This is a genomic window from Nonomuraea sp. NPDC049625, from assembly GCF_040675285.1.
Lineage (GTDB): Bacteria > Actinomycetota > Actinomycetes > Streptosporangiales > Streptosporangiaceae > Nonomuraea > Nonomuraea angiospora_A.
In genome coordinates this window covers 231,828-246,573 of sequence record NZ_JBFAOQ010000014.1, presented here as the reverse complement: position 1 = coordinate 246,573, position 14,746 = coordinate 231,828, and the positions used below count along the sequence as shown (strand labels likewise).

Below are 14,746 nucleotides of genomic sequence, written 5' to 3'. Positions count from 1 at the left end.
GTCATGCCAAGCGATCCTGACCACGTGCTCGACGCCATCGACGGTGTCGTCGACGAGTGGGAGACGCTGAGCGCGGACGCCATGCGCTGGTCGCCTCCCGAAACCAAGAGTCCCGACTTCCTGACCGAGGTGACGGAGATCTTCGGTCCGCTGGTCAACGCGTTCGCGCAGGCGCTGCGTCCCGTCAGCGACGCGTTCGAGCGGGTCATGCACACCTTCGACGACGACGATCACTAGCCGGTGCGCCGGCGCCGTGCCCGGCGCGGGTAGGCCTTGGCCGTCTCGGCCAGCCGTACGGCGTGTTCGGCCTGCTTGCGCCAGTGCCCGTAGGCGTCGCCGCGCTGCGCCAGCCGGTCCAGCTCGCTCATGGTCGCCAGCGGGATGAACGCGGGCTCGGCGTCCCGCCACGGCGTGCCGGGCAGCGGCATGAACGTGTGGGTGTGGATGCGGGCTCCCAGCTCGGCCAGGTCGGAGGCGAGCTTCAGCGACTGCTCCTGGTCCTTCTCGGTCTCGCCCGGCATGCCGAAGATGAAGTCGACGTTCGGCCGGAAGCCGTGCTCGACCGCGATCCTGACGGCGTCGCGCACGGGTGAGGTGTCGTGGCCGCGGCCCGAGGCGGCCAGCACCTTGTCGGAGCCGGACTGGGCGCCGATGATCAGGTTGTCGTTGGCCACGTAGCGCTTGAGCATCCGCATGGCCTCTGGGCTGACGTGCTCGGGCCGTACCTCAGAGGGGAAACTCCCGAAGAACACCCGGCCGCGCGCCGGCAGCTCCTCCTTGACCCCGGCCAGCAGCTCCTCCACCTTGCCCAGGTCGGGATCGGGCCCGGGGGAGCCGTACGAGAGCGAGGTCGGCGTGATGAAGCGGATGTCGCGCAGGCCCCTGTCGACCATCCCGCGCACGTGCTCGCGCACGCTGGCGACCGAGCGGTGGCGGAACTGCCCGCCGAACATGAACGGCGTCTGGCAGAAGCGGCAGGTGTAGCGGCAACCGCGGGTGATCTCGATCGGCCCGTTCCTGCCCACGAAGGAGGGGAACGCGTCGAGCGGCAGCTGCGGCGCCGGCCTCGTGCGCAGGGCGACGCCGTCGGCGTCCTTGATCGCCAGCCCCGGCACCGAGGTGAGTGGCTCGTCCTGCTGGAGCGCCCGGACGAGGGAGATGATCGTGGTCTCGCCCTCGCCGATCCCCGCCAGGTCCCAGCCCGCGTCGATGACCTGCTGCGGCTCGGCCGTGGCGTGCACGCCGCCCGCGATGTGCAGCCCCCGGCCGCCGCTCAGCGACCTGACCGTGGCCAGCTCGGCGGCCATGGCCTCGGCGTCGGGCGAGTAGAACGACCAGAGCACGAGCACGCGGTCGGCCTGGCTGGCCATGATGTGCTCCGCGGTCTCCTCAGGGGTGGTGCCGAGTCTCAGCTCGTGCTCCACCCCGGCGCTCTCCAGCGCGGCGAGCAGCGCGTGCACGCCGTACGTCACCGCCTTGCGGTAACGGACCACCACACCTACAGCCAGTGCCACGTCCGGCAGCGTAGCTCAGGCGGCGCGCATCGAACGCAACGCGCCGGTCAGCTTGGCCAGCTCGGCGAGCATGGCGTCGGCGGCGGAGTCCATGACGTCGTTGGCGTGCACCTTGCCGTCCTCGCCGATGAACTGGGAGTGGAACGGGATGTTCACCGCCTCCAGCACCGGGATCATCCTCAGGGTGCTGGTGACCTGGCGCAGGCTGTTCGCGGCGCGGGTGCCGCCGGAGACGCCGCCGTAGCTGACGAACCCGGCCGCCTTGTGCTGCCACTCGTGGTGCAGGTAGTCGAGGGCGTTCTTCAGCACGGCGTTGAAGCTGTGGTTGTACTCGGGGGTCACGAACACGTACGCGTCGCCCCGCTCGACGGTGGCGCTCCACTCCTTGGTGTGCGCGTTCACATACTGCTTGAGCCGGGGGTGGTTGGGCTCGTCCAGGAACGGCAGCGCGACCTCCGCCAGGTCGACCAGCTCGACCTCGAACAGTCCCGACTCCACGGCCTTGCCGTGGAACCACTCGGCGATGGGACGTCCGGCACGGCCGGGACGGGTGCTGGCGACGACGATCTGCAGGACCGGCTTGCCCATGGCATGCTCCTTCACTCAGGCGGTGTAGATGCTCAACATTATTGAGCTACTACATATTTCTGAGCAAGCGCTGATAGGATTTGTGGCATGAGTCTCGATTTGGTGTGCGCGCGCTTCCACATCGCCTTAGAGCTGATCGGCGCCCGGTGGTCGGGCGCGGTGATCCACATGATCTTCAAGGGCGCCCACCGGTACGCCGACCTCAAGGCGGCCATCCCCGGCATCAACGACACGATGCTGGCCCGGCGGCTGCGCGAGCTGGAGAGCGCTGGGCTCATCGAGCGCCGCGTGCTGCCCACGTCGCCGGTGCGCGTCGAATACCACCTGACCGAGATGGGACAGGAGCTGCGGCCGGTGCTGGACGAGCTGGTGACCTGGGCGCACAAGTGGATCCCGCTGCCGGAGGCCAGGTCCGCCTAGCGATCCCGGCCCTCAGCGATGGGAGGACGGGATCCGCTTGGGCAGTGGCGGCGGCTCCGGGGCCTCCCGCGGAGGCGGCGGGGGCGGGTCGGTCCTGGCCGCCCGCCAGCGTGAGGGGAAGAGCGAGGGCGCCGCTCCGATGAAACCGAGGAAGGCCAGGCCGGGCAGCAGCGAGGCGAGCGGTGAGATCCTCGACCCGGCCAGGATCCCGATGAGCACCACCGTGCCGACGTACGCGGCCGGCACGACCCAGTCGACGGTCATGGCCGCCGTGTGGCGATAGCGTTCGATCCCCACGATGAAACCGGTTGCAATCAGCGGGGTGGCCAGCAGTCCCGCGCCGGCGCCGAGCAGATGGCGAACACCGTTTCGCAAAGAGAACACCTCCAGCAACGGGACCATACCGACCTACCAGACCGCTCACCTTTTAGGCGATAAATCGGTCCATAGCCTGTGTCCGAAAAGACCCCATAACACCGAAATAGAGGCTCTTTGGCATGCTGGCAGGCGCCTTAGCAACCGTTAGCTTGACAGCACCCCCACCCGAGGAGTGCACATGTCGAGTAAACGCTGTGCGTTGGTTGGCGGCGTCATCCTCGCCGCCTGCCTGGCCACCCCCCTCAGCCCCGCAGCAGCCGACCCGGCGCCTCAATCCGCCTCCCCATCCCTTCCCCCGCCCGTCGTGGACGCGCTCGAACGGGACCTCGGACTCTCCGAGCAGCAGGTCAACGCCCGCCTGGCCAACGAGGAACGCGCCGCGTCCACGCAGGCCACGCTCACCTCCCAGCTCGGCGCGTCGTACGGCGGCGCCTGGCTGAACGACGACGCCTCCAAGTTCCTGGTCGCCACCACCGACCCCAACGCCACCGGCACCATCAAGGCGCAGGGCGCCGAGCCGGTCGTGGTCGCGCGCTCGCTCGCCCAGCTCGACGCGGTCGTGCAGCAGCTCGACCAGGCGCCGAAGAAGGCCCAGGCCGGGGCGGCGCTCTGGTTCGTGGACGTGAAGACCAACAGCGTCGCCATCCAGGCGCCCACGGTGGAGGCCGCCGAGGCCCTGGCCACGGCCGCGGGCGTGGACAGGAGCGCGGTCAGCGTGTCGGCGACCGCCGAGCGGCCCGTTCCGCTCATCAACATCATCGGCGGCGCGCCGTTCTACATCGGCTCCAGTCGCTGCAGCGTCGGCTTCTCGGTCACCAGGGGCAGCACCCCCGGCTTCGTCACCGCCGGGCACTGCCGCGTGGCCACCAACACCACCAACCCGACGGGCACCTTCCAGGGCGCCTCCTTCCCGGGTAACGACTACGCGTGGGTCGCCGCTCCCGGCAACACCGCGCAGCCGTGGGTACGCGGCTCCGGCGGCGCGAACGTGATCGTCCGCGGCTCCACCCAGGCCGCGGTGGGCTCGTCCATCTGCCGCTCCGGTTCGACCACCGGCTGGCGCTGCGGCACCATCCAGCAGCACAACGCCACGGTCACGTACCCGCAGGGCACCGTCACCGGCCTGACCCGCACCAGCGCCTGCGCCGAGCCCGGCGACTCCGGCGGCTCGTTCATCTCGGGCAGCCAGGCCCAGGGCGTCACCTCGGGCGGCTCCGGCAACTGCTCCGTCGGCGGGACCACGTACCACCAGCCCGTCAACGAGATCCTGAGCGTCTACGGGCTCACCCTCCGCACAGGCTGACCCACGGCGCCGAACTCCGCGCGGCACGCCCGGCTGGGCGCGCCGCGCGGAGGTTTTTTGCGTTCACAGCGATGAGTTCTCCCGCCCTGTCCGGTCTGTCTGATGGAAAGCACGTCAACACCATCGGAGGAGCTCGCGATGAGGCGACCCGTTCTCGGCAGCCTGCTGCTCGCCAGCACGAACCCCGAGCGTCTGCGCACCTGGTACGTCGACGCCCTCGACCCGGAGGACAACTCCGACGTCGGCGGGTACGGGGTGCTCAAGTTCGGCGAGTTCTACCTGTTCATCGACACGCGGACGGATGTGTCGGACAAGAATCCCGAGCCCGGCAGGGTGGTCCTGAACTTCGACGTGGCCGACGCCCGCGCGGTCGCCGCGCGCATGGACAGCGCGGGCGTGACGTGGCTGGCGGAGGTCGAGGACCGCGACGGCAGCCTGTTCGCCACCGCGATCGACCCGGACGGCAACTACGTCCAGATCATCCAGCTCAGCGAGGCCCATCGCGCAGGCATGTGACCTCAGGGTCGGGTCAGGGTCGGCTCGGGGACGGAGCCCGATGTGAGAGGGCTGCCCCCGGCGGGAGAGTTGCTTCATGACCGCAGTGAAGAGGCTCTCCCCCCTGATCGCCTGTGCCGCGATCCTGTTCTCGGTGGTCGCCGTGCTGGTCGGGCAGTTCGGGCCCGATCCCCAGTTCGACCCCATGAGCACAACCGTCAGCGAATACGCCGTGTCCGACCGCGGGGGCGTCACGGAGGTCGCCATGGCGGTGCTCGGGTTGGGATCCCTGGCGCTGCTCGTGGGGTTGCGGGCGGCCGGGGCGCCGGTGCGGGGGATGCCTCAGTGGTTGCTGGGGGTGTGGTCCGGGGCTCTGGTCGTTGCGGCCCTGGTCCCGACCACACCCCTCGGGGTGGATCTCGACCTCGCGGCCCAGATCCACCGGTACGTGTCCGTCGCGGCGTTCGTGAGCCTGCCCGCCGCCGGGCTGTTGATGGTGCCCAGACTGGGCTCAGACGCCCGCTGGAAGCCCGTGGCGCGGGTGGTGGAGTGGGTGACCCTGGCCGGGGGGTTCGGGCTGCTGGCGATCACGTACGTGGCCCTGCCCGGCGAGCGGGTGATGATCGGTCTCGTCGAGCGGTTGCTGCTGGGTGCCGAGGTGACGTTGCTGGGCGTGCTGGCCGCGTGGCTGGCGTGGCTGACCTGGCGTCCGGTCAGCCGGCGGGCTGCTGCGCAACATGCGGATTTCCTGACATATCACAGATTTATCGCAAGTCGATCTTAAAACCACCTGTTTCGATGCTATTCTCTCCCGCGATCTTCTATCCGGGAGCGGGTGTCATGGCATCGGGCAGATCCATCAGATTCAAGATCTCGACGCTGCTCGTCATCCCCTTGGTCTCCCTGGTCGCACTCTGGGGCTTCGCCGCGAGCACCACGTCGGGGGACGCGCTCAACCTGCTCAAGGTCGAGACGATCTGGACGGGCGTCATCAACAACGCCGACGGCCTGATCTCCAACCTCCAGACCGAGCGCCTGGCCTCCGCCGAGCGGATCGCGGGCACGGTCACGGACCCCGACGCGCTGAACAAGGCGCGGGCCAAGGTCGACAACAACCGCAAGACGCTGCGTGAGCGCGCCATGTCCGAGGACGTGCAGTCGGCGCTCACGCAGGACATGAAGACCCAGCTCCAGAACGTCTTCGAGGCGATCAACCGGATCCCGGACATCCGTCGCAAGGTGGACGACCGCAAGCTCACCCCCGGCACCCTCGTCACCGAGTACGCGAAGGTCTCCGACGAGATCCACCTGCTGTACTCCAGGATGATGGTCAGCACCGACCTCCAGATGGCGCTCCAGGCGCAGGGCCTGATCGCCGCCGACGAGGTACGCGAGCTGCTGAGCCGGGAGCACGCGCTGATCGTCGCCGCCAACGGCCGGATGACCATGCACGCCGACCTCCACCTGCTGGCCGGTTTGGACAACACCCGGACGTACCTGTTCCCCAAGGCCCTGGCCAACCTCGACACCGAGCTGCGGGCCCCGTTCGAGAAGCTGTACTACTCCCCGCGCTACGGCACCATGGAGAACCTGCTGGAGAGCTACATCTCCGGCCAGCCGGTGGACGTCGAGCTGTGGCGGGGCGTCTCCGAGCAGGTGCAGAAGGAATACCGCGAGGCCGTCTGGCGCACCGGCGACAAGCTGCTGGCCAGGATGGAGCCCGCGGGCATCGGCATCGTGGTGCGGGCCGCCATCGCGGGCGCGCTCGGCCTCATCGCCGTCATCTTCTCCATCGTCATCTCGATCAAGGTCGGCCGCAGGCTCACCCGCGAGATGAGGACGCTGCGCCGTACCGCGCTGGACCTGGCCGAGATCAGGCTCCCGGACGTCGTGACGAAGCTGCGCAAGGGCGAGAGCGTGGACATCGCCACCGAGGCGCCGCCCATCACGGTGGGCCGAGGCTCGACCAGCGAGGTCACCGACCTGGCCACGGCGTTCGACAGCGTGCAGAGCACGGCCGTGGACGCGGCCGTCGAGCAGGCCAGGCTGCGCGAGGGCGTGTCGCAGGCGCTGCGCAACCTCGCCAGGCGCAGCCAGTCGCTGCTGCAGCGCCAGCTCAAGATGCTCGACGAGATGCAGCGCCAGACGGAGGACCCGGAGGCGCTGGAGCGCCTGTTCAGGCTCGACCACCTGACCACCCGCATGCGCCGCCACGCCGAGGGCCTGGTGCTGCTCTCGGGCGGCGCGGCGGGCCGCAGGTGGCGCGGCGTCATCCCGATCGAGGACGTGCTGAGCGGCGCGGCGGCCCAGGTCGAGGAGTACACCCGGGTACGCGTCTACCCGATGAACGAGTGCGGCGTCTCGGGCGCGGCGGTGGCCGACCTCATGCACCTGTTCGCCGAGCTGATCGAGAACGCCGCCTCCTTCTCCTCGCCCAGCAACGAAGTCTCCGTACGCGGTGAGATGGTCGGCCGGGGCTTCGCGGTCGAGATCGAGGACCGCGGCCTGGGCATGGACGATGCCGTCCGCAGGGGCATCAACGCGCGCCTGGCCAGCCCGCAGGAGTTCGACCCCTCCCAGACCGAACGGCTGGGCTTCGCGGTGGTCGGCATGCTCGCGGCCAGGCACGGCGTCAAGGTGACGCTCAAGCCCTCGCCGTACGGCGGCACCACCGCCATCGTGCTCGTGCCCGGCTCCCTGGTGGAGCCCATGGCGACCCCGGTGCAGCCGCTGGAGTTCGAGTCCGTCTCGGTCTCGGTGCTCGGCCGCGGTGAGGTCCGGCAGGAGCCCACGGGGCCCGGCGAGCTGCCGCGCCGGGTCCGTACCAGCAAGCGGGGCCAGCAGGCGGGCGGGACCGGCCCCGTGGCCGTGCCCCAGCAAGTGTCACAGCAGGCGTCACAGCAGCAGACGGGCAGCGGCCCGGTGGCCCTGCCGCAGCAGCAGGAGCCCGACCTGCCGCGCCGCCAGCGGCAGCGGGAGACCGGGTTGCCACAGCGTGACCGCCAGAGGGAGACGGGGCTCCCGCAGCGCGAGCGGCAGCGGGAGACCGGCTTGCCGCAGCGCGAGCGGCAGGCGGACCTGCCGCAGCGGCTCAAGCAGACACCGCCACCAGCGCCGCCGGCCGAGGAGCGCTCACCAGAGGAGACCAGGGCGCTGCTCTCCTCGCTCCAGTCGGGCTGGCAGCGCGGGCGGCAGGACGCCAGTGAACAGGATGGGGGATCTCAATCGTGAGCGGCGAGCACGAGTGGGTCGATGAGGAGGCGGGGCCCGTCGTGCGGCCGTACGCGGTCGCGCGTGGGCGCACCAGGCCCACTTCCTCCAACGCGCTCGACCTGCTGGCGACCGTCGCCGGGACGGGGCTGCCCGTCCCGGCCAAGGCGGAGCTCAGCGCTCAGCACCGGCGGTTGCTGGGCGTCGTGGCAGGTCAGACCAGGCCCGTCGCCGAGGTCGCCTCGGATCTGGGCCTGCCCGTCGGCGTCGTGAGAGTGCTGCTGGGCGACCTGCTCGACCACGGACTGGTCACGGTCCGCCCGCCGCGCGACAAGGCCGCGACGCCCACGGAGAGCCTGCTCCGAGAGGTGATCAACGGCCTCAGGGCGCTCTAGTTCGCTGAGGTCAGTGTCCGCAGGGAGTGCTCCACGAGGGCGATCATGACTTCCTTGGCGGAGGTGCGCCGCCGCACGTCGCACAGCATGACCGGCACGTCGTCGTCCAGGTCGAGCGCGATGCGCACGTCCTCGACGCTGTGCCGCGCCGCCCCCTCGAAGCAGTTGACGGCCACCACGAACGGCGTGCCGCGCTGCTCGAAGTAGTCGACGGACGGGAAGCAGTCGGTCAGCCGGCGCGTGTCCGCGATGACGACGGCGCCCAGCGCGCCGTAGGACAGCTCGTCCCACATGAACCAGAACCGCTCCTGCCCGGGCGTCCCGAACAGGTACACGACCAGCCCGTCGCGGATCGTGATGCGGCCGAAGTCCATCGCCACGGTCGTGGTGTTCTTGGCCTCCACGCCGTCGAGGTCGTCGATCCCGATCCCACGGTCGGAGAGCACCTCTTCCGTGCGCAGCGGCTTGATCTCGCTGACCGCCCCGACCAGTGTGGTCTTGCCGACGCCGAACCCCCCTGCGATGAGAATCTTCAGCGCGACGGGGTCCTCAGAGAGCACGGAGTCCATTGATCACTTCCTTGAGAATGCGCTCATTCGACCGCGACCCTCCGGATGAGGGCGACGACACCGAGATGAGCCCGTGGTCACGCATGTCGCCCAGCAGGACCCGGACGACGCCGACGGGCAGGTCGAGCTCGACGGCCAGGTCGGCCACCGAGATCGGATTGCGTGCTGCCCGCAGGATGAGCTGCTGTTCGGGACCGAGCTCGCCAGGCGGGTCGCCGACGGCGCGCACGGTTGCCACGAGGTCGAACGTGTCCCCTGAGGAACGCGTACGGCCGCGGATGAGAGCATAGGGCCGAACGACGGGCCCCGCGTCCTCATCGAACCACTGCGGGCTATCGCTCATGACGCTCCAGCGCGCGGATTGGTGGTGATGTGCTGGCCAACCCGCTTGACCAGCATCGCCATCTCGTAGGCGATGTGGCCGACGTCCACGTTCGCATCGGCGATCACGGCCAGGCAGGTGCCCTGTCCCGCCGCTGTCACGAACAGGAAGGCCGACTCCATCTCCACAATGGTCTGACGCACGTCGCCACCGCCGAAATGGCGTCCGGTGCCACGGGCCAGGCTCTGGAACCCGGCCGCAACCGCCGACAGATGCTCGGCGTCCTCCCGGATCAAGCCCTTCGAGTACCCAATCGCGAGGCCGTCGGTCGACAAGATGACCGCCTGGCGCACTGCGGCGACCCTGGTGGCAAGATCGTCCAGCAGCCAGTTGAGCTCACCGGTGTTGGTGGTCGGCAAAGTCATGCATCCCCCTTACTCATGGCCCCTCCTCAGAGGCTTCTTCTCGGGCGCGTTGGGTCCCCCGCTGGAACGCGGAGAACAAGTCCCTTACCTCGTCAGGAGAGCGTTCGGGCGGCGGCTCCTGGCCACGCGGCTCCTGGCCACGCGGCTCCTGCTCGGGAGCCCGCTCCTGCCCGAGCGGCGGGCTCTCCTTGAGCTGCGGCGCCAGGTTGGTCTGGCGCACGCGTCTGGGCAGTCCCGCGTGCGTGCCGGAGGTCACCACGGCGAGCGCCTTCTTCCGCGTACGGCTCGGCAGATCGGCCTTGCCGTCGATGTCGCCCGCCTCCAGCGCCGCCTGCTCGGTCACCATCGAACGCGGCACGAGCACGATGGCCGTCGTCCCGCCGAAGGGCGACCGCCGCAGCAGCACCTTGATCCCGTACTGTTGCGCCAGCTTGGCCACCACGAACAGGCCCAGCCTGTCGCTGTCGGCCAGGTCGAACTCCGGCGGCGCGGCCATCCGCGTGTTGAACGCCGAATACTCGGCGACCGACAGCCCGAGCCCGCGGTCCTCCACCTCGATGACGTATCCGTTGCTCACCAGGTCGCCGCGCACCTGGACCGTGGTGTCCGGCGGCGAGTAGATGGTGGCGTTCTCGACCAGCTCGGCCACCAGGTGGGTGAGGTCGGCGGCGGCGGTGCCGTCGACCGCGGCGACCGGCATGCCCTCGACGGTGACCCTGGTGTAGTCCTCGATCTCGGCGATGGCCGCGCGGACGATGTCGATCACGGGCACCGGCTTGCGCCAGGCCCGTCCCGGCGCGGACCCGGAGAGGATCATCAGGCTCTCCGCGTGCCGGCGCATGCGGGTGGTCAGGTGGTCGAGGCGGAAGAGCTCCTCGAGCCGGTCGGGGTCGTGCGTACGGCGCTGCATGGCGTCCAGCAGCGACAGCTGCCGGTGCAGCAGGCCCTGCTTGCGCCGGGCGAGGTTGAGGAAGACCTGGCCGACCCCGCGCCGCATCGCGGCCTGGCCGACCGCCGCCGTCACGGCGGTGCGCTGCACGGAGCCGAAGGCACTGGCGACGTCGCTGATCTCGGCGGAACCGTGCACCTTGATCGCCTTGGCCTCCTTCCGCACGTCGACGTCCTCGCCCCTGCGCAGCCGCTCGACGATGTCGGGCAGCCGGCTCTGCGACAGCTCGATCGCGGCGGTACGCAGCCCGGCCAGCTCGCCGGCCAGGCGGCGACCGAAGCGTACAGAGATGATGATCGACGCGAGCACGGCGATCAAGCCCACGCCGCCGGCGACGGAGATCTTGACGATGGTGGAGGTCGCGGCCTCGGACGTGCGCGTGGCCAGCACGCCGGCGGAGGAGGAGCCGAGCTGGTCGAGCCGCGAGGTGAGCTTGTCGACGGCCTCGGTCCACGCCTCGGCGGTGGGGGGCGGGCTGCCGGTCTTGATGATCCGCGCCTCCGTGGTGGCGAAGGTCTGGAACGGCTCGGTGGCGAAGACCTGCTCGTACGGCCGGCGCAGCGTCACGTCGAGCCCGGCCAGGCCGCGCGCGTGGAGGAACTTCCTGGAGGCCGCGTACTCGGTGAAGGCGGAGACCTCGGGCGCGGTGAGCCGGCGGTCGGCCAGCGCCCCGATGATGAGCGCGTGCTCCCTGGCGATGTACTCCCTGGCCATGCCCATGGCCTGCAGCGAGGACGCCTGCTGGAAGATCGTCAGGTCGGAGACGGAGACCAGGTGGTCGTAGAGGGTGAAGATCCCGTCGAGGATGCGGTTGTACTCGTTCAGCCCGGCCAGCCGGGAGCCGAGGCCGCCGTCGATGTCGGCCCTGATCGCCGCGAGGCGGCCGAGGGCGGATTCGAGGGTGCCGAGCGGCAGTCGCAGGTCGTCGCCTACCGAGCCGCCGGCCTCCATGACGGCCAGCTTGAAGTCGGTGACGGACCGGTCGGTGCGGGCGCGCTGGGCGCTGAGCACCGAGGTGAGCTTACGCGTAGTGAGCGTCTCGGCGGAGCGCACCCGCTCGGCCTGCAGCTGTAGTCCCAGGTCCGTGGAGGTGACGCCGATAGTCCGATAGAGCGTGTTCGCGCGGAGCAGTGACTGGGCGTCGCCCATGGTGAGGTTGAGGACGAAACCCCAGAGCGCGCTCAGAGACAGAAGGGGTAGCAGCAACAATAAGAAGATCTTGAACCGAATTGACCGGTTTCGCGAGCCCATGTCCCAACCTCGAGTCGGGGGCATTTCCACACCTTGTGTAAATACACCTCCGGAAGATCGCATAGGAGACTAGCACCGTTTATGGTTCCGGCGCAGTGGGAGGAACACGTTCATTACCGTGATTATTGGGACAAGATCTCGCGATCGCGACGTGCCCTGGCGGCGATCGTCCGCAGCCACAGCAGCGCTACCAGGGAGATCGCGATGAGCCCGGCCCAGTTGACCATGGTGTACACGTGCACCTGCCACGCGGTCACGTTCGGGACCCGGCCGATACGCAGGAGCTCCCACTGCCACGGCTGGCCGGTCAGCACGAGCGTGATCGCGATCGCGATGGCGGTCATGGAGTCCCAGAGGGCGTGCAGCAGCGAGACACCGAGGTAGGCCAGGACGACGGAGCCGGTGATCCGGCCGCGCGCCGCGAACAGCACGCCGCCCGCGATGGCCGTCCACAGGCCGTGCCCGACGGGCGACAGGATGCCGCGCAGCACCTCGGTCTCGACGAGCTGGGACAGCGACAGGCCGTCGGCGGTGAAGAGGGCGTTGAAGGCGTACCCGGCGCTCTCGAACGCGGCGAAGCCGAAGCCGACGGTGGCGCCGAGCACGATGCCGTCCCGGGCGGAACGCCGGGCCATCCTCCTGGTGACGAACATCAGCGCGCCGAGCTTCACGCCCTCCTCGATGAGGCCGACGAGGATGTACATGACGATCGATGGGCGGATCAGCAGGCTCTCGAGGAGGGAGGCGCCGAGCACGCCCAGCACGCCGCCCACCACGAAGGCCACGAACAGCAGCTCGACCGTCACCTGCGGCGAGCGGTCGCGGCCGTACGCCCAGACCACGAACGTCACGGGCACCAGGAAGCTGCCGAACAGCACCACGGTCGGCACGAGGTTGGAGTTGGCCGTCCAGGCGGTGACCGCGACGCTGGCCAGCCACAAGACGAACCCGATCAGGAAGACCCGCGGCCACAGCTTCACAGCGCCTTCACCTCCACAGCGCGGAGGGCTGCCGTGACGGCGCCGCCAGGCCGAGCCCAAACCGTCGAACCGCGCATACCCCGTTCCTCAGGCGTCAATCGTCGTCTCAGGGGTCGATCGTCCCGAATGTCCGAGTATCCGGGCCCGCCGGAATCTTTCGTGCGGCCTATTACCGCGCATGCTCGTTTGGAGTAGCGTCCGGAATATCGCGAGCGGGGGGAGTCAGGTGGTCGGCAAGCAGGGCAGGGTCACGGGAAAGATCGGCCCAGGGCTCGTCGGCGAGGTCATGATCCCGGTCAGGGGCGGCGTGGAGGCGTTCTACGCACATCCCAGCGTGCCCGACGAGGAGTTCCTGACCGGATCCATCGTGGTCGTGGTCGAGTACTTCCCCCCGCGGACCGTCTACGTGGTCAGGGCGCTCGTCTAAGGGAGGCCGCTCCGATGTCCCCCGAGTTCTACATCGCCGCCGGCGGCATCGTCGCCGCCGCAGTCATCATCATCCTGCTGTTCAAGGCCGTGTGGCGGGTCGCGGAACCCAACGAGGCCCTGATCATCTCCGGGCTGGGCGCCCGCCGTCGCGGCGAGGGCGTGGACAGCCTGGGCTTCAAGATCATCACAGGCAAGGGTGCGGCGGTGCTGCCCGGGTTCCAGGCGGCCAGGCGGCTGCGGCTGGACACCAGGGCCGCCAACCTCCAGGTCTCCTGCGTAACCCAGCAGGGCATCCCCGTGCACATCCGCGGCGTGGTCATCTACAAGGTCGGCGACGACCTGTCCTCCATCGCCAACGCCGCCCGCCGCTTCCTCGACCAGCAGGACTTCATGACGAGCGCCATCCACGAGCTGTTCACCGGCCACCTGCGCTCGATCATCGGCAACCTCACCATCGAGGACCTCATACTCAACCGCGAGCGCCTGACCAGCGAGACCAGGGCCTCGGCCGCCGACGAGATGAGCAAGCTGGGCCTGATCGTCGACTCCCTGCAGATCCAGGAGATCGACGACGAGACCGGTTACATCGTCAACCTCGGCAAGCCGCACGCCGCCAAGGTCGCCTCCACCGCCCGCATCGCCCAGGCCCAGCGCGACCAGGAGGCCACCGAGGCCGAGCAGATCGCCGCCGCCAACATGGCCGCCGCCCGCCGCGACTCCCGCATCAAGGAGGCCTCCTACCAGGCCGAGATCGACCAGGCCCAGGCCACCGCCCGCCAGGCCGGCCCGCTGTCGGAGGCGACCGCCCGCCAGGAGGTGGTGGTCCAGGAGACGAGGGCCGCCGAGCTGGAGGCCAAGCTCGCCGAGCAGCGGCTGCAGTCGCAGGTGCGCAAGCCCGCCGACGCCAAGGCGTACGAGACCGTCACGCTCTCCCAGGCCGAGCGTGACGCCCGCATCGCGCAGGCGGAGGCCGAGGCCAGGGAGACCGAGCTGCGCGCCGCCGCGCAGGCCTCCCAGGTCAAGCTGGCCGCCGCGGCGGACGCCGAGTCCGTACGGCTGCGCGGCGAGGCCTCCGGCGCCGCCACGAAGATCGCCGGTGAGGCCGAGGCCCAGGCAGCCCGGGCCCGCGGTCTGGCCCAGGCCGAGGCCGCCAAGGCGCTGGGCCTGGCCGAGGCCGAGGCGTCGGAGGCCAAGGGCCTGGCGGAGGCGCAGGCGATCAGGGCCCGTGCCGAGGCGCTGAAGGAGAACCAGGAGGCGGTCATCGCCCAGCAGCTCGCCGAGCGCTGGCCGGAGGTCGTGGAGGCGGGCGCGAAGGCGTTCGGGAACGTGGACCACATGGTGGTGCTGAACGGCGCCCAGGGCGTCGAGGAACTGCTGGCCAAGGCCCTCACGCTCGGCGGCGCCGGAATCGGCCTGGCCAGGGCCCTACTTAACGGCGCCGCTCCCAATGGGACTCCCAATGGGACGGAGCCGGAAATATCTAGTAAAGCGCCTTGATCGGGCGTACCTTCTAATTGG

At 69.7% G+C, this 14,746-nt stretch carries 17 protein-coding genes; 9 read left to right on the top strand and 8 right to left on the bottom strand.

Features of this window, described 5'->3' with window-relative positions; genetic code table 11:
- Positions 1–3: 3 nt before the first annotated feature.
- Positions 4–237 carry a hypothetical protein gene (locus tag AB0J87_RS45340; RefSeq protein ID WP_185069775.1) on the top strand — a complete coding sequence of 78 codons (234 nt, stop codon included), beginning with the start codon at positions 4–6 and terminating at the stop codon, positions 235–237.
- Here AB0J87_RS45340 and AB0J87_RS45335 read toward each other — a convergent pair.
- Positions 234–1,514 (bottom strand): TIGR04013 family B12-binding domain/radical SAM domain-containing protein, encoded by a 1,281-nt coding sequence (locus tag AB0J87_RS45335; protein ID WP_363977234.1) that lies wholly within the window; start codon positions 1,512–1,514, stop codon positions 234–236. The two genes, AB0J87_RS45340 and AB0J87_RS45335, sit on opposite strands and share 4 nt — an antisense overlap.
- 15 nt (positions 1,515–1,529) lie before the next feature.
- Positions 1,530–2,102: an NAD(P)H-dependent oxidoreductase gene (locus tag AB0J87_RS45330; RefSeq protein ID WP_363977231.1), complete on the bottom strand. Its 573-nt coding sequence runs from the start codon at positions 2,100–2,102 to the stop codon at positions 1,530–1,532.
- A gap of 87 nt (positions 2,103–2,189) precedes the next feature.
- Between AB0J87_RS45330 and AB0J87_RS45325 the strand changes: the two genes are divergently transcribed.
- Positions 2,190–2,522 carry a helix-turn-helix domain-containing protein gene (locus AB0J87_RS45325; protein WP_363977228.1) on the top strand — a complete coding sequence of 111 codons (333 nt, stop codon included), beginning with the start codon at positions 2,190–2,192 and terminating at the stop codon, positions 2,520–2,522.
- Positions 2,523–2,534: 12 nt separating this feature from the next.
- Here the strand turns inward: AB0J87_RS45325 and AB0J87_RS45320 are convergent, their stop codons facing one another.
- Positions 2,535–2,897, bottom strand: coding sequence for a hypothetical protein (locus AB0J87_RS45320; RefSeq protein ID WP_363977226.1), 363 nt, complete (start codon positions 2,895–2,897; stop codon positions 2,535–2,537).
- Between the two features lie 181 nt (positions 2,898–3,078).
- On the opposite strand from AB0J87_RS45320, the gene AB0J87_RS45315 reads away from it, so the two are divergent.
- The 5 genes from AB0J87_RS45315 (at position 3,079) to AB0J87_RS45295 (ending at position 8,303) form a co-directional block, all read left to right on the top strand.
- Complete coding sequence (locus AB0J87_RS45315) at positions 3,079–4,203, top strand: S1 family peptidase (protein ID WP_363977223.1); 1,125 nt, start codon at positions 3,079–3,081, stop codon at positions 4,201–4,203.
- 138 nt (positions 4,204–4,341) lie between these two features.
- Positions 4,342–4,719 carry a VOC family protein gene (locus AB0J87_RS45310; RefSeq protein WP_363977220.1) on the top strand — a complete coding sequence of 126 codons (378 nt, stop codon included), beginning with the start codon at positions 4,342–4,344 and terminating at the stop codon, positions 4,717–4,719.
- A gap of 76 nt (positions 4,720–4,795) precedes the next feature.
- Positions 4,796–5,482 (top strand): DUF998 domain-containing protein, encoded by a 687-nt coding sequence (locus AB0J87_RS45305; protein WP_363977217.1) that lies wholly within the window; start codon positions 4,796–4,798, stop codon positions 5,480–5,482.
- 56 nt (positions 5,483–5,538) lie between these two features.
- Positions 5,539–7,929 (top strand): nitrate- and nitrite sensing domain-containing protein, encoded by a 2,391-nt coding sequence (locus AB0J87_RS45300; protein ID WP_363977214.1) that lies wholly within the window; start codon positions 5,539–5,541, stop codon positions 7,927–7,929.
- The gene (locus AB0J87_RS45295; protein WP_363977211.1) at positions 7,926–8,303 is read left to right on the top strand and encodes a DUF742 domain-containing protein; all 378 of its coding nucleotides are present in this window, start codon (positions 7,926–7,928) and stop codon (positions 8,301–8,303) included. Before AB0J87_RS45300 ends, AB0J87_RS45295 begins: the two co-directional genes overlap by 4 nt.
- Here AB0J87_RS45295 and AB0J87_RS45290 read toward each other — a convergent pair.
- The 5 genes from AB0J87_RS45290 to AB0J87_RS45270 form a co-directional block, all read right to left on the bottom strand.
- Positions 8,300–8,872 carry an ATP/GTP-binding protein gene (locus tag AB0J87_RS45290; protein ID WP_350732556.1) on the bottom strand — a complete coding sequence of 191 codons (573 nt, stop codon included), beginning with the start codon at positions 8,870–8,872 and terminating at the stop codon, positions 8,300–8,302. The genes AB0J87_RS45295 and AB0J87_RS45290 overlap by 4 nt on opposite strands.
- A complete protein-coding gene (locus AB0J87_RS45285) occupies positions 8,853–9,215 on the bottom strand; it encodes a DUF742 domain-containing protein (protein WP_350732557.1) in 363 nt (120 codons plus the stop codon). The genes AB0J87_RS45290 and AB0J87_RS45285 overlap by 20 nt, the downstream gene beginning before the upstream one ends.
- Complete coding sequence (locus AB0J87_RS45280) at positions 9,212–9,619, bottom strand: roadblock/LC7 domain-containing protein (RefSeq protein ID WP_350732559.1); 408 nt, start codon at positions 9,617–9,619, stop codon at positions 9,212–9,214. Before AB0J87_RS45280 ends, AB0J87_RS45285 begins: the two co-directional genes overlap by 4 nt.
- A gap of 13 nt (positions 9,620–9,632) precedes the next feature.
- Positions 9,633–11,774: a nitrate- and nitrite sensing domain-containing protein gene (locus AB0J87_RS45275; RefSeq protein ID WP_363977207.1), complete on the bottom strand. Its 2,142-nt coding sequence runs from the start codon at positions 11,772–11,774 to the stop codon at positions 9,633–9,635.
- 167 nt (positions 11,775–11,941) lie between these two features.
- The gene (locus tag AB0J87_RS45270; RefSeq protein WP_363977204.1) at positions 11,942–12,799 is read right to left on the bottom strand and encodes a PrsW family glutamic-type intramembrane protease; all 858 of its coding nucleotides are present in this window, start codon (positions 12,797–12,799) and stop codon (positions 11,942–11,944) included.
- Between the two features lie 226 nt (positions 12,800–13,025).
- Here AB0J87_RS45270 and AB0J87_RS45265 point away from each other — a divergent pair, with 226 nt between their 5' ends.
- On the top strand, positions 13,026–13,226 hold the full coding sequence (locus tag AB0J87_RS45265; RefSeq protein ID WP_350732563.1) for a hypothetical protein: 201 nt from the start codon (positions 13,026–13,028) through the stop codon (positions 13,224–13,226).
- 14 nt (positions 13,227–13,240) lie between these two features.
- Positions 13,241–14,725 carry an SPFH domain-containing protein gene (locus AB0J87_RS45260; protein WP_363977201.1) on the top strand — a complete coding sequence of 495 codons (1,485 nt, stop codon included), beginning with the start codon at positions 13,241–13,243 and terminating at the stop codon, positions 14,723–14,725.
- Positions 14,726–14,746 lie beyond the last annotated feature (21 nt).

Coding starts and splice junctions, on each gene's coding strand:
- AB0J87_RS45340 (WP_185069775.1), top strand. CDS start 4: ATGCCAAGCGATCCTGACCACGTGCTCGACGCCATCGACGGTGTCGTC.
- AB0J87_RS45330 (WP_363977231.1), bottom strand. CDS start 2,102: ATGGGCAAGCCGGTCCTGCAGATCGTCGTCGCCAGCACCCGTCCCGGC.
- AB0J87_RS45325 (WP_363977228.1), top strand. CDS start 2,190: ATGAGTCTCGATTTGGTGTGCGCGCGCTTCCACATCGCCTTAGAGCTG.
- AB0J87_RS45315 (WP_363977223.1), top strand. CDS start 3,079: ATGTCGAGTAAACGCTGTGCGTTGGTTGGCGGCGTCATCCTCGCCGCC.
- AB0J87_RS45310 (WP_363977220.1), top strand. CDS start 4,342: ATGAGGCGACCCGTTCTCGGCAGCCTGCTGCTCGCCAGCACGAACCCC.
- AB0J87_RS45305 (WP_363977217.1), top strand. CDS start 4,796: ATGACCGCAGTGAAGAGGCTCTCCCCCCTGATCGCCTGTGCCGCGATC.
- AB0J87_RS45300 (WP_363977214.1), top strand. CDS start 5,539: ATGGCATCGGGCAGATCCATCAGATTCAAGATCTCGACGCTGCTCGTC.
- AB0J87_RS45290 (WP_350732556.1), bottom strand. CDS start 8,872: ATGGACTCCGTGCTCTCTGAGGACCCCGTCGCGCTGAAGATTCTCATC.
- AB0J87_RS45285 (WP_350732557.1), bottom strand. CDS start 9,215: ATGAGCGATAGCCCGCAGTGGTTCGATGAGGACGCGGGGCCCGTCGTT.
- AB0J87_RS45280 (WP_350732559.1), bottom strand. CDS start 9,619: ATGACTTTGCCGACCACCAACACCGGTGAGCTCAACTGGCTGCTGGAC.
- AB0J87_RS45260 (WP_363977201.1), top strand. CDS start 13,241: ATGTCCCCCGAGTTCTACATCGCCGCCGGCGGCATCGTCGCCGCCGCA.